Below are 13860 nucleotides of genomic sequence, written 5' to 3' on the forward strand. Positions count from 1 at the left end.
GGTGGCTTTCAAACGGCCTGCGGCGCCACCAACCAGAACATGGTCGAGACCCGCACGCAGCTCGAAGTCCAGGACACCTATGTGGTGTCGGAGGCGCTGCGGCTGGTGGGCGGCATGGGGCTGCGTTACCAGTCAGCCGACAGCGCAACCTATTTCGACGGCAAGGTGGGCAACACGGTGCGCTGGCTGTTTGGCCACGCCGAATACCGCCCTACGCCCACCACGACCTTCAACCTCGGCGGCTACGGCGAATCCAACTCGCTGGGGCGCAGCACCTTCTCGCCGCGCGTGGCCGTGAACTACCACCTCAGCGAGAGCCAGTCCTTGCGCGCCGTGTACTCGCAAGGCACGCGCACCCCGGATCTGGCCGAGGTCAAGAGCAACTGGACCGAGACCGTCACCGGGCTGAGCCCCACAGTCATGGGCTCCACCACCGGTCGCTTTCATTTCTATGACGGCAACCCGAATCTGGCTGAAGAGCGCATCACCTCGCTGGAGCTGGGTTATCTGCTGATGGCCCGCAGCGCAGGCCTAACCCTGGACTCGCGCGTTTTCGACGATCGGCTGACCCAACTGATGTCGGCCGCCACGGCCCTGGAGTCCCTGACGATATCCAACTCCGGACACGTGCGCCTGACCGGCGCGGAAACCCAGCTCAACTGGGACTTTGCCCCGCGTTGGTCAAGCTGGTTGAGCTACGCCTTCCTGCTCAACCGCCAGGCCAGCACGCCCGTGGAGCGTGCCCAGTACTCACGCCACAGTGGCGGGCTGGGCCTCTCCCATGCGTTGACCAATGACTGGCGACTGTCGCTGGCAAGCTACGGCTCAACAGGCAATGGGTACACAGAAAGACGCTACGCACGGACCGATCTGAGCGCATCACACACCTTCCAGTTGGGCGCCCTGCCCAGCTCGTCCACCCTGGTGATGAGCTACCTGCATACCCCTGTCATCAACACCTATCTCTACAGCGTTGGCGCCTACCAATCGAGCTACAACGACCGGCTCAGTCTGCACGGCACGGTCCGTGTGGCGTTCTAAGTCCCATCGGCCATCACCACGCCCCAGCGGACACCTGACGTGCATACCCCGCCACCGCCCTTCAAGCCCCTGCGCAGACGCACCTTGTGCCTGTTGCTGGGCCTGGGCGCCGTGCCGCTGCTGGCCAGGTCGGCAAGCAAGGAACTGCGCGTCATCACCGCGGCCGATCCGAATGCGCAACGCCAGATCCTGCAGGCGCTTCGATCGCGTTACCCGGCACTGGCCGCCGAGTCGGACCCCGCCGCATGGGATACGCGCAAAGGCACAGGGCCCGTCGTCGCGCTGGGCCCTGCCGCCCTGCGCCGGGCACTGAGCGCTGACCTGCATGCCCCACTGGTTTCGGTGCTGACATCCAGCCAGGCCTACCGGCGCCTGGTCGCCGGTGCACCCCGCGAGCCCACCACCACGGCCATCTACGCAGACGCTTCACCCGGCGCGCAGTTGCAGCTGATTGCCGCCCTGTTCGAGCGCAAGGTGACGGTGGGTGTGCTGCTGTCGGACGCCACGGCCTACCTGGAAAAGTCCCTGCGGCAGGCTGCACAACAGTTCGGCCTGGAGATCCTGGTCATCAAGGCCGACCCCAGCCAGGACCCGGCTCGCGCGCTCAACGGGCTCGCTGGCGCCCAGGTCCTGCTGGCCGTGCCCGACAGCACGCTCTACACCCCCGATACGCTGCGCTCCGTCTTGGAATCGACCTACCGGCGCGGCATGCCGGTGGTGGGCTTTTCTGCCGCCACCGTGGCCGCCGGCACGCTGGCCTCGGCCTACCCCGATGTGGACGATGTCGTGGCCGACCTGGCCGAGCTGATCGACGGACTGGCCTCAGGCACTGAGGCCCTGCCCGAGCCCAGATTCCCACGCTACTGGCGGGTGGCCATCAACGAAAACGTCGCCCGCTCACTGGGCATCGTCATCACCGACAAGGTGCGAGCACTGGGCGTGCACCCACCTGGGAGATCAGGATGAAATGGCGCTTCTGGCGAAGCTGGGGCATTGCCGCCCGCTTGCTGGCGGTGGCGGTGTTGCCGGCCAGCCTGATGTTCATCGCCGTGACCGGCACCTTGTACGTCACGGCCCAAGGCGACGTTCACCGGGACGTGGCCGAGCGTGGCCGCCTGATCGCCACGGCGCTGTCTCAAAGCAGCCAGTACGGCCTGGTTTCAGGCAATGTGGACTACCTGCGCACCACCTTGCACCAGGTGCTGCACGCTGACCCCAGCATCGTGTGCATCTCGATCTCGAACGTGCAGCACAGGGTCATGGCATCGGAGTGCCAGACCCGGCCCTTCACGCAGTCCAGCGTTTACGACATGCCCGTGCGCATCGAGTCGCTGCCCGACACCGACCAGTTCGAGCCGCCCTCCAGCACCGGCGTGCAGCCACGCACCGACACCACCTTGCGCACCGTGGGCCACGTGCGCGTCACGGTTTCGGCCACGCCCATCTTCGAGGCGCGACGCCATGCCTTGATGCTGGCGTGTGCGTTGGTCCTGGGCGCAGCCATTGCCAGTTGCCTGATCGGGATGTGGCTGGCTGGGCGCCTGCGCCAGACCCTGGGCTCCGTGATGGGCGCGCTGCGGTCCATTCGGACCGGGCACTTCGACGTGACACTGGAGGCCGACCGCCCCGGAGAACTGGGCGAGCTGCAAAGAACCATCCTGCAAATGGCGGACACGCTCGACGCTGCGCGCCACGAGCTGGAACAACAGGTGATCAGCCGCACCAAGGAACTGCAGGAAGCCGTCAAGCGCATTCAACAGGCCGACGCCGAGAAGCGGCGCCTGATCACGCACAGCAATGCGCGCGTCGAAGAGGACCGCAGGCGGGTGGCACTCGACATCCACGACCACCTGGGCGCGGCCTTGATCTCCGTTCGCCTGGAGGCGGCCGCCCTGGTCGCCAAGGCGCAGGCCAGTGGCGATGACGACACGGCCAAAGGGGCCCGCCGCATCGCGGCCACCGCCGAGTCGCTCTATGCCAGCACCCGCGACATCGTCAAGAGCCTGCGGCCTGAAGTGATCGACACGCTGGGCCTGGCCGGCGCGGTAGAAGAAATGGTCCGCGGTTATGACAAGGTGCATCCGCGCTGCCGTTTTGCCTTCAGCGAGGACCTGGGACTGACCGAGATCCCGGGGGATCTGGCCATGCCGGCCTACCGGGTGGCGCAGGAAGCCCTCAACAACATCGTCAAGCACGCCGATGCCACACAGGTGTCTGTCCACCTGGGTCTGAGCCAGGACCAGCAACAGATGAGCATCGAAATCAAGGACAACGGCAAAGGCTTTGACACCAGCGCCTCGAACCAGTCGGGCCTGGGTCTGATCGGCATGCGTGAACGCGTGGCCGCTGTCGGGGGTGAGTTGTGCATCTCTTCACCCAGAGGGCAAGGCACCACCATCTACGTGACCCTGCCCCTTGTGATCGACAAAGCAAGCTGAGCAGGACGGCTCCAAGGCCACACTCAGCGCCCGCGCCATCACGCAGGCAAGAAAAAACCCCGGCAAGCCGGGGTTTTGTTCAGGTGCGGTCAGCCGCAGATCAGCGTTGGCCGATGGGCTTGACGTCGCGCTTGGGCGAACCCACGAACAGCTGACGGGGGCGGCCGATCTTGTACTCGGGGTCGCCGATCATTTCGTTCAGCTGAGCGATCCAGCCCACGGTACGTGCCAGGGCGAAGATGGCGGTGAACAGCTGCACGGGGATGCCGATGGCGCGCTGGACGATGCCGGAGTAGAAGTCGACGTTCGGGTACAGCTTGCGCGACACGAAGTAATCGTCTTCCAGGGCGATCTTTTCCAGGGCCATGGCCAGCTTGAACATCGGGTCGTTTTGCAGGCCCAGTTCCGTCAGCACTTCGTGGCAGGTTTCACGCATCAGCTTGGCGCGTGGGTCGTAGTTCTTGTACACGCGGTGACCGAAGCCCATCAACTTGACGTTGGAGTTCTTGTCCTTCACCTGCGAGATGAACTCGCCGATCTTCTCGACGCCACCATTGCGCTGGATGTCTTCCAGCATGTTCAGGGCAGCTTCGTTGGCGCCGCCGTGAGCCGGGCCCCACAGGCAGGCCACGCCAGCAGCGATGGCGGCAAACGGGTTGGTGCCGGACGAACCGCACAGACGCACGGTCGAGGTCGAAGCGTTCTGCTCGTGGTCAGCGTGCAGGATGAAGATGCGGTCCATGGCGCGAACCAGCACGTCGTTGACCTTGTAGTCAGCGCAAGGCGTGGCGAACATCATGCGCATGAAGTTCTCGGTGTACGACAGGTCGTTCTTCGGGTAGATGAACGGCTGGCCGATCGAGTACTTGTAAGCCATGGCCACGAGCGTGGGCATCTTGGCGATCAGGCGGATCGCGGCGATCTGACGGTGCTCGGGGTTGTTGATGTCGGTGCTGTCGTGATAGAAGGCCGACAGGGCACCCACCAGACCGGTCATCACGGCCATCGGGTGAGCATCACGGCGGAAACCGCGCAGGAAGAACTGCATCTGCTCGTTGACCATCGTGTGGTTGGACACGCGGGCGACGAACTCATCCTTCTGCGACACATTGGGCAGTTCGCCGTTCAGCAGCAGGTAGCAGGTTTCCAGGAAATCGCAGTTGGTGGCCAGCTGCTCGATGGGGAAGCCACGGTACAGCAGTTCGCCCTTGTCGCCATCGATATAGGTGATGGTCGAGTTGCACGATGCAGTAGACAGGAAGCCGGGGTCGTAGGTGAACTTGCCGGTCTGGCCGTACAGCTTGCGGATGTCAATCACATCCGGGCCGACAGAACCCTTGTAAATGGGCAGTTCCATGCTGGGGCTGCCGTCAGAAAACGACAGGGTGGCTTTCACGTCGGACGGTGTCATGAGCACTCCTAGGGATCGGTCTTGTGTGGGGAAAAAATCGGTGACTAGGGATAAATCCTAAGCCGGCATTATGGGTCTTAGTCCACATCCCCCAGCCATTTAACTGAGGGGAGCAAGCCTGACAGCTAAGCCTTGGCAACCCGCATCATCGACAGCACCTGCATGACGTCCTGATTTACCAGCTCGCCTTCGGGCTCTTTTCGGGCCAAAAGCAGATCCAGCAGATCATTGTCAGACAGGTCCATCAACTGAAGCAAGCCCTGGACCAGGCCAGTTGTCAGGCTTTCGCCGTGCTGCTCGAAAAACTTGTCGATGAACAAATCGTTTTCAAGCAGCCCCCGACGGCAACGCCAGCGCAGGCGCCGCAGCACATCCGCATCGGGTGTCTGGTCGGCAACGGGGCTGGTGCTGGTCATCGGGTCGGCTTTTCTTGAGGTCTGAAGACAGTTTGGGGTCGCGTGTTGATCGTGCCTGAAGGCCGCAATCAGACGGCGCGACGCACCATCAGTTCCTTGATCTTGCCAATGGCCTTCGTGGGATTCAGACCCTTCGGGCAGACATCCACGCAGTTCATGATGGTGTGGCAACGGAACAGACGATAGGGGTCTTCCAGGTTGTCCAGGCGCTCGGCCGTGCCTTCGTCGCGGCTGTCGGCGATGAAGCGGTAGGCCTGCAGCAAGCCGGCAGGGCCCACGAACTTGTCGGGGTTCCACCAGAAGCTGGGGCAGCTGGTCGAGCAGCTGGCGCACAGGATGCACTCGTACAGGCCGTCGAGCTCTTCACGCTCTTCAGGCGACTGCAGACGCTCTTTTTCGGGCGGCAGCGTGTCGTTGATGAGGTACGGCTTGATGGAGTTGTACTGCTTGAAGAACTGGGTCATGTCCACGATCAGGTCGCGGACAACGGGCAGACCAGGCAGCGGCTTGAGCACGATCACGCCAGGCAGCGTGCGCATGTTGGTCAGACAGGCCAGACCGTTCTTGCCGTTGATGTTCATGGCGTCCGAGCCGCACACGCCTTCACGGCAGGAACGGCGGAACGACAGGGTCGGGTCCACGGCCTTGAGCTTGACCAGGGCGTCCAGCAGCATGCGCTCGTGACCGTCGAGTTCGATCTCGATGGTCTGCATGTAGGGCTTGGCATCCTTGTCCGGATCGTAGCGGTAGATTTGGAAAGTGCGCTTTTGGGTGCTCATATTCGATTCCTGATGAACGGTCGCTACGAGATCAGAACGTACGGACCTTCGGGGGCACCGATTCCACCGTCAGGGGAGTCAGGTTCACCGGCTTGTAGTCCAGACGGTTGCCTTCGGAGTACCACAGCGAGTGCTTCATCCAGTTGGCGTCGTCACGGTTGGGGAAGTCGTCGTGGGCGTGGGCGCCACGGCTTTCCGGACGGGCAGCAGCGGCCACCATGGTGGCTTGAGCGGCTTCGATCAGGTTGTCGACTTCCAGGGCTTCGATGCGGGCGGTGTTGAAGACCTTGGAGTTGTCCTTCAGGCCGATCGACTTCACGCGCTCGCGCACCGCAGCGATGCGCTGCACGCCTTCGTCCATGGACTTCTGCGTACGGAACACACCAGCGTGCTTTTGCATCGTCGCGCGGATTTCGTTGGCCACGTCTTGCGAGTACTCGCCATTCTTGGCGCCGTCCAGGCGAGCCAGGCGCGACATCGTGTAGTCGGCGGCATCCTTGGGCAGGGGCTTGTGCGACTTGGTCTTGCTGGCGAACTCGACAATGTGGTTGCCGGCTGCACGACCGAACACAACCAGGTCCAGCAGAGAGTTGGTGCCCAGGCGGTTGGCGCCATGCACCGACACGCAGGAGCACTCACCCACGGCGTACAGACCGTTGATGATTTCGTTGGGCTTGCCGTTGGCAGGCACCACGACCTGACCATGCACGTTCGTGGGGATACCGCCCATCTGATAGTGGATGGTGGGCACCACGGGGATCGGCTCCTTGGTGATGTCGACGTTGGCGAAGTTATGGCCAATCTCGAACACCGAAGGCAGGCGCTTCATGATGGTGTCGGCGCCCAGGTGGGTCATGTCCAGCAGGACGTAGTCCTTGTTGGGACCACAGCCACGGCCTTCCTTGATTTCCTGGTCCATCGAGCGGGACACGAAGTCACGCGGGGCCAGGTCCTTCAGCGTTGGGGCGTAACGCTCCATGAAGCGCTCGCCATTGGCGTTGCGCAGGATGGCGCCTTCGCCACGGCAGCCTTCGGTCAGCAGCACGCCCGCGCCGGCCACGCCGGTGGGGTGGAACTGCCAGAACTCCATGTCTTCCAGCGGGATGCCAGCGCGCGCCGCCATGCCCAGGCCGTCACCGGTGTTGATGAAGGCATTGGTGGAAGCCTGGAAGATGCGGCCGGCGCCACCGGTGGCGAACAGCACGGTCTTGGCGTGCAGCACGTGCACGTCGCCGGTTTCCATTTCCAGGGCGGTCACGCCAACCACGTCGCCTTCGGCGTCACGGATCAGGTCAAGGGCCATCCATTCCACGAAGAACTGGGTGCGGGCCTTGACGTTTTGCTGGTACAGCGTGTGCAGCAGCGCGTGGCCGGTACGGTCAGCCGCAGCGCAAGCGCGTTGCACGGGCTTTTCACCGTAGTTGGCGGTGTGGCCGCCGAACGGGCGCTGGTAGATGGTGCCGTCGGCATTGCGGTCAAAGGGCATGCCGAAGTGTTCCAGCTCGTACACGACCTTGGGCGCTTCACGGCACATGAACTCGATGGCGTCCTGGTCGCCCAGGTAGTCAGAGCCCTTGATGGTGTCGAAGAAGTGATAGTGCCAGTTGTCTTCGGACATGTTGCCCAGCGAGGCACCGATGCCGCCTTGGGCAGCCACCGTGTGCGAACGGGTGGGGAAGACCTTGGACAGCACGGCCACGTTCAGGCCAGCCAGAGACAGTTGCAGCGACGCGCGCATGCCAGAGCCGCCGGCCCCGACGATCACGACGTCAAACTTGCGGGTAGGAAGGGAAGTAGCGCTCATTTTTTTACAGTCTCCACAGCACTTGGATGGCCCAGCCGGCGCAACCAACCAGCCACACGATGGCAAACACTTGCAGGCCCAGGCGGATGCCAACCGGCTTGATGTAGTCCATGAAGATGTCGCGCACGCCCACCCACACGTGGTAGAGCATGGCCAGGATGACCACGAAGGTCAGCGTCTTCATCCATTGTTGCGAGAAGATGCCAGCCCACTTGTAGTAGCTGACAGGCTCGCCGATGATCACTTGCGCCAGCAGTGCGATGGTGAACAGGGCCATCAGCACGGCAGTGACGCGCTGCGCGAGCCAGTCACGCAGACCATAGTGCGCACCGGAGACGATGCGCTTGGTTCCGTAGTTTTGAGACATGGTTGTTGTTTCCTGCGGTCGAAACTTGAATCAGAACAGGCCGAACAGCTTGGCGGCCAGCACGACGGTGAGACCGGAGCTCAGTGCCAGCGTGACCACAGCTGTGGAGTGACCCTGCTCTTTGCTGACGCGGTGCGTGGCGTCCATGATCAGGTGGCGCACACCAGCGATGAAGTGCACCAGGTAGGCCCAGATCAGGCCCAGGGCGATCAGCTTGAAGAACCAGCCCGGGATCAAGCCGCCAGCGCAACCGCCCGAGAACACGGCGGTGAACTGATCGTAGGAGATCTCGGTCGAGACGCTCGTGTCGAACATCCAGATGATGAAGGGCATCAACAGGAACATGATCGCGCCGCTGATACGGTGGAGGATCGAGACGATCCCCGCCGGAGGCAGGCGGTAGCTGACGATGTCAGTCACGTGGATGTTCCGGAAGACGGGGCGTGGGGTTTTCGCGTTGTCAGCCATGTTGTTAAAGGCTCCTGCCGAGCGTCAAAAATCTGTCAAGAGAATCCGGGATTTTAGGGCAATCCCCAGCCCGACGAACTCGCTCAGCTTGTGGTCATCCACATGACAGACACATGCTTTGCGTGAACAAGGTCAATAAATTGGTCGTCAGCTCAATTCATTGCGGTAATAGTGGTGATCGGTGCGGTAGAGGCCACGACGCAGCTCAACGGGCTGGTCCCCGTAGGTGAACGACAGCCGCTCCACGCTCAACAAGGGCGTGCCAGGCGCCACTTCAAGCTGCTGGGCATCGGCCTCATCGGCGGCCACGGCGCGCAGCTTTTCTTCAGCGCGGATCATGCGCACACCGAACTCGGTTTCGAAAAGGCCATACATCGGACCACGGTATTCGCTGAGGCGATCGGCCGTCAGGCCCTTGAACATGTGGCCGGGCAGCCAGATGTCGTCCAGCACCACGGGTTGGCCGGAGAAGTGCAGCACACGCCGCACCTCGACCACCATCTCGCCGGCTTTCATCTGGAGGGCACGCGCCACATCCACGGGCGCACGCAAGCGGCGGCAGTCCAGGAATTCACGGTGGGCCGAGCCGGGCAAGGCCGCAGGCTGATCGGGCGCCAGGCGCAGGAAACGGTATTGAACCTGCTCTTCGGCATGGGTGGCCACGAAGGTGCCCTTGCCCTGGCGGCGCATGAGGAGGTTTTCAGAGGCCAGTTCGTCGACGGCCTTGCGAACGGTGCCCTGGCTGACCTTGAAGCGGGCGGCCAGTTCGATCTCGCTGGGAATGGCCTCGCCGGGACGCCATTCGCCTGACTGCAGGCTGCGCAGGATCAGGGATTTGATCTGCTGATAGAGCGGACTGAAGGAAGGCCCTTGCGCCGCGCCACCCGCCACACCACCACCGCCCCCGCCAGATGCACCCGTGCCAACGGCGGACGCCACGGCATCAGAAGCAGCAGTTGATGGCGAGGAAGGCACCACAGCGTTGGTCTAGGTTGGAGTCGATCAGGGGTGAGATCGGGGCTGGCGACCCCTCTCGAATGGAGAGGCCGACCGACCCGCGCCGGATAAAACCCGGGCCGGGCGTGATTGCACCACAAGTGCCCGGCAAAGTCCAGAAGTAGGATGAAAGATGTCTTATATAAGACATAAGATATTGACGTTGTGGGGTGATCGTCCTAGACTCCCGCGCGCCGCTACAATTTAGGGTTGCCTCTAACCCTTCCCCTCTCACTTCCTTTTCGGAGTTGCACATGAGCAAAGCACCCGTTCGCGTCGCCGTCACCGGCGCCGCTGGCCAAATTGGTTACGCCCTGTTGTTCCGCATCGCCTCTGGCGAAATGCTGGGCAAGGACCAACCCGTCATCCTGCAACTGCTGGAAATCCCCGACGAGAAGGCCCAGAACGCGCTGAAGGGCGTGATCATGGAACTCGAAGACTGCGCCTTCCCCCTGCTGGCCGGCATCGAAGCCCACTCTGACCCCCTGCAAGCCTTCAAGGACACCGACTACGCGCTGCTGGTTGGCGCCCGCCCCCGTGGCCCCGGCATGGAACGCGCTGACCTGCTGGCCGCCAACGCCCAGATCTTCACGGCCCAAGGCAAGGCACTGAACGCTGTGGCTTCGCGCAACGTGAAGGTGCTGGTTGTCGGCAACCCCGCCAACACCAATGCCTACATCGCCATGAAGTCGGCTCCGGATCTGCCTGCCAAGAACTTCACCGCCATGCTGCGCCTGGACCACAACCGCGCTGCTTCGCAGCTGGCTGCCAAGACCGGCACCAAGGTTGGCGACATCCGCAAGCTGACCGTGTGGGGCAACCACTCGCCCACCATGTACGCTGACTACCGCTTCGCGTCCGTGAACGGCAAGTCCATCAAGGACCTGATCAACGACCAGGTCTGGAACGCTGACACCTTCCTGCCGACCGTGGGCAAGCGCGGCGCTGCCATCATCGCCGCTCGCGGCCTGTCGTCGGCCGCTTCGGCTGCCAACGCCGCCATCGACCACATCCGTGACTGGGCCCTGGGCTCCAACGGCGAATGGGTCACCATGGGCGTGCCTTCGAACGGCGAATACGGCATCCCCGCCGGCATCGTGTTCGGCTTCCCCGTGATCACCAACAACGGCGAGTACAAGATCGTCGAAGGTCTGGAAATCGATGCCTTCTCGCAAGAGTGCATCAACAAGACCCTGGCTGAGCTGCAAGGCGAACAAGACGGCGTCAAGCACCTGCTGTGATGCGGCCCTGAGCGCATGACGCCCTTGGCGTGATGCGCTGCATGCGCAAAGAAAAACCGGCTTCTGCCTCGCGGCGGAGCCGGTTTTTTATTGGGCTTGTGCAGGGTTGATCTGTACACGGCACACGCAATTGCGCGAGACTTGCTGCATCACGCATACACCCGCGCACGTGCACGCTCAGCAAGCCAGCCACAACATGTCCAACCTGACCGCCATCCACCCCCGCCAGGCCCTGTTCGGGTCCGAACCCCGCCCTGCCCCCCTGCCCGTCTGTGACCACTATGCTGGCGTGGAAGCCCGCATGCGCAAGAGCCTGGCACTGCAAACGGAAATGGCGCAGGAAACCGGCCGCGCCGTGTTCGACGTGACCCTGGACCTGGAAGACGGCGCCCCCGTGGGTGGGGAGCACGAGCAGGCCGAGCTCGTGACCGAATTGCTCAACAGCCCCGACAACGCCTGGGGCCGCGTGGGCGCCCGCGTGCACGCCCCCAGCCACCGCCGCTTTGAAGACGATGTCGATACGCTGATCAGGAAAGCCGGTGACCGCCTGGCCTACCTCATGGTCCCCAAGGTGGCCAACGCCACGGAAGCGCAGCGCGCTGTGGAAGCCATCAAGGCCTCGCGACTCAAACATGGCGTGGGCCACATCGTGCCCGTGCATGTGCTGATTGAAACGCACAAGGCCCTGCAGGAAGTCGGCGAGATCGCCAGCCTGCCGGGGGTCGAGTCCTTGTCTTTTGGGCTGATGGATTTCGTGTCCGACCACCGCGGCGCCGTGCCCGCATCGGCCATGTCAGCCACCGGCCAGTTCGAGCACCCGCTGGTGGTGCGGGCGAAGCTGGAAATCTCTGCGGCCTGCCATGCGGCGGGCATCACGCCCTCGCACTGCGTGGTCACCGAATTCAAGGACAAGCGCGCTTTGGGCACCGCTGCCGGCCGGGCCGCCCGCGAGCTGGGCTACACGCGCATGTGGAGCATCCACCCCGATCAGATCCGCGTGATCCTGGACGCCTTTGCACCGGTCACGGCCGAGGTCGATGACGCCATCGAGATCCTGCAGGATGCACAGGCCGCGCACTGGGCACCCATCTCGCACCGAGGCACGCTGCATGACCGTGCCAGCTACCGCCATTACTGGTATGTGCTGGAGCGCGCCTGGCTGACGGGGCAGCCCCTGCCGATCGAGATCGAAGAAGCTTTCTTCCCGTCCTGATCAGGACAGCTTGAACACCGATACCACCTCGGCGAGCTTGGCGGCCTGATCCTTCAGGCTTTCAGCCGCTGCAGCGGATTGCTCGACCAGCGCGGCGTTTTGCTGCGTCATGCTGTCGAGCTGGGTCACCGCGGTATTGACCTGGCTGATGCCTTCCGACTGTTGGGTCGATGCCGAGGTGATCTCGCCGATGATGTCGGTGACGCGCTGCACCGAGTCCACGATCGCGGCCATGGAGGTGCCGGCATCGTTGACCAGTGTGGCGCCCGCGTCGACCCGCTCGCTGGATGCGCTGATCAGCACCTTGATTTCCTTGGCAGCACCGGCTGCGCGTTGGGCCAGGGCCCGCACCTCACCGGCCACCACGGCAAAGCCTCGGCCCTGCTCGCCTGCCCGGGCGGCTTCCACAGCGGCGTTCAAGGCCAGGATGTTGGTCTGGAAGGCGATGCCATCGATCACACCGATGATGTCCACGATGCGGCGCGAACTCTGGGTGATCTCGTCCATGGTCGACACCACTTGCGACACGACGGTGCCACCTCGGCTGGCGGCCTCTGCCGCGCCTGCAGCCAGTTGATTGGCCATGCGGGCGGCGTCGGCGGTGTTGCGGATGGTGCCGGATATCTCCTCCATCGTGGAGGCGGTTTCCTGCAGGCTGGATGCCGCCTGCTCGGTGCGGCTGGACAGATCCTGGCTGCCCATGGCGACTTCATCGCTGGCCACCGTGATCGAGTCCGTCGATTGACGCACCTCGCCCACGATCGAGCGCAAGGACACCTGCATGTCTTCCAGGCTGTGGCACAACTCGCACAGCTCGTCACGGCCCTCCATCTCGACGCGGTGAGACAGGTCGCCACTGGCGATGATTTTCGTGGCCGCGACCACCTTGCGCAAAGGCACGGTGACCGAACGCGCCATGACCCAGGCACAACTCGAACCCAGCACCAGGCAGACCAGCGCCAGCAGCATCATCACGATCTTGGCCATCGAGACGTGGGCATGGGTGTTCACCGACGCCTCGTCCGCGATCTTGCGTTGGGCGCGCTGGTAGTCGTTGATGGCGGTGATGTAGCGCGTGGCCGCGGGCAAGAGCTGGCTCTTGAGCGCCTCCTTGGCACCCGGGTCTTCCATTTCCAGGAAGGAGAAGATGGAGTCGCGTGCGGTGACATACACCTTGCGCTTGGCAGCGATGTCCTCGAAGCGGGCCTTCTCATCGGCCGTAGACGCACTGGCTTCCAGATCCTTCTGGATGGCGCTGATCTGCGCCGAGGTTTCCTTGATCAAGGGCGAGAAGTGCGCCTTGACGTCGGCAATGCCACCCGCCTCGGCGATGGCCAAGGTACGGTTGACGTTGAGCAGGGTGAGGCTTTCCCACTTCAGCGCAGCCGTGGCGCGCTCCTGCACTTTTGCGTTGTCGTCAATGTCATCGATCGTGGCCGACAGGCGGGTCCAACCCACCGCCGCCATGATCGCCGTCAGCAACAACACCAGACCAAATCCCAACCAGAGACGCTGCCCGAGCTTGAATTGATGGAGACTCACCATGATCTCGACATCCTTGGGGCGCCCGCCAAGCCGGGAGCGCATACGGCTTCAACCACTGTTGATCTTCGTCATATCGGAGCCAACTGCGTGAACCTGAGCCCTTGTGCCGAAAAGTACCGATTTGGACCCCATTTGAGTGGT

13 protein-coding genes are annotated in these 13860 nt (G+C 63.2%); 5 read left to right on the forward strand and 8 right to left on the reverse strand.

The features are described from left to right. The 3 genes from HY019_RS19580 to HY019_RS19590 form a co-directional block, all read left to right on the forward strand. The coding region (locus tag HY019_RS19580) for a TonB-dependent receptor (protein WP_290695415.1) at window positions 1-1041 on the forward strand (1041 nt) is incomplete at its 5' end. Window positions 1042-1080: 39 nt separating this feature from the next. Further along, the gene (locus tag HY019_RS19585; protein WP_290695417.1) at window positions 1081-2007 is read left to right on the forward strand and encodes a hypothetical protein; all 927 of its coding nucleotides are present in this window, start codon (window positions 1081-1083) and stop codon (window positions 2005-2007) included. After that, window positions 2004-3479 carry an ATP-binding protein gene (locus tag HY019_RS19590; protein ID WP_290695420.1) on the forward strand — a complete coding sequence of 492 codons (1476 nt, stop codon included), beginning with the start codon at window positions 2004-2006 and terminating at the stop codon, window positions 3477-3479. The genes HY019_RS19585 and HY019_RS19590 overlap by 4 nt, the downstream gene beginning before the upstream one ends. Before the next feature lie 100 nt (window positions 3480-3579). Here HY019_RS19590 and gltA read toward each other — a convergent pair whose 3' ends face one another. The 7 genes from gltA to HY019_RS19625 form a co-directional block, all read right to left on the reverse strand. Further along, window positions 3580-4890, reverse strand: a complete 1311-nt coding sequence (gene gltA, locus HY019_RS19595; RefSeq protein WP_290695422.1) for a citrate synthase — start codon at window positions 4888-4890, stop codon at window positions 3580-3582. 125 nt (window positions 4891-5015) lie between these two features. Next, the gene (locus HY019_RS19600; protein ID WP_290695425.1) at window positions 5016-5306 is read right to left on the reverse strand and encodes a succinate dehydrogenase assembly factor 2; all 291 of its coding nucleotides are present in this window, start codon (window positions 5304-5306) and stop codon (window positions 5016-5018) included. A gap of 68 nt (window positions 5307-5374) precedes the next feature. Next, window positions 5375-6085, reverse strand: a complete 711-nt coding sequence (locus HY019_RS19605) for a succinate dehydrogenase iron-sulfur subunit (protein ID WP_290695428.1) — start codon at window positions 6083-6085, stop codon at window positions 5375-5377. Window positions 6086-6116: 31 nt separating this feature from the next. Next, window positions 6117-7889, reverse strand: coding sequence for a succinate dehydrogenase flavoprotein subunit (gene sdhA, locus HY019_RS19610; protein WP_290695429.1), 1773 nt, complete (start codon window positions 7887-7889; stop codon window positions 6117-6119). A 4-nt stretch (window positions 7890-7893) separates the two neighbouring features. After that, window positions 7894-8256, reverse strand: a complete 363-nt coding sequence (sdhD, locus tag HY019_RS19615; protein ID WP_290695430.1) for a succinate dehydrogenase, hydrophobic membrane anchor protein — start codon at window positions 8254-8256, stop codon at window positions 7894-7896. A gap of 30 nt (window positions 8257-8286) precedes the next feature. Next, window positions 8287-8724 (reverse strand): succinate dehydrogenase, cytochrome b556 subunit, encoded by a 438-nt coding sequence (gene sdhC / locus HY019_RS19620; protein WP_290695431.1) that lies wholly within the window; start codon window positions 8722-8724, stop codon window positions 8287-8289. A 147-nt stretch (window positions 8725-8871) separates the two neighbouring features. After that, complete coding sequence (locus tag HY019_RS19625; RefSeq protein WP_290695704.1) at window positions 8872-9615, reverse strand: GntR family transcriptional regulator; 744 nt, start codon at window positions 9613-9615, stop codon at window positions 8872-8874. A 359-nt stretch (window positions 9616-9974) separates the two neighbouring features. Here HY019_RS19625 and HY019_RS19630 point away from each other — a divergent pair, with 359 nt between their 5' ends. Next, complete coding sequence (locus HY019_RS19630; protein WP_290695433.1) at window positions 9975-10961, forward strand: malate dehydrogenase; 987 nt, start codon at window positions 9975-9977, stop codon at window positions 10959-10961. A gap of 196 nt (window positions 10962-11157) precedes the next feature. Next, on the forward strand, window positions 11158-12174 hold the full coding sequence (locus tag HY019_RS19635; protein WP_290695436.1) for an aldolase/citrate lyase family protein: 1017 nt from the start codon (window positions 11158-11160) through the stop codon (window positions 12172-12174). Here the strand turns inward: HY019_RS19635 and HY019_RS19640 are convergent, their stop codons facing one another. Continuing rightward, window positions 12175-13719: a methyl-accepting chemotaxis protein gene (locus HY019_RS19640; protein ID WP_290695437.1), complete on the reverse strand. Its 1545-nt coding sequence runs from the start codon at window positions 13717-13719 to the stop codon at window positions 12175-12177. Window positions 13720-13860 lie beyond the last annotated feature (141 nt).

The sequence above is a fragment of the Aquabacterium sp. genome (genome assembly GCF_016195855.1).
GTDB lineage: Bacteria > Pseudomonadota > Gammaproteobacteria > Burkholderiales > Burkholderiaceae_C > Aquabacterium.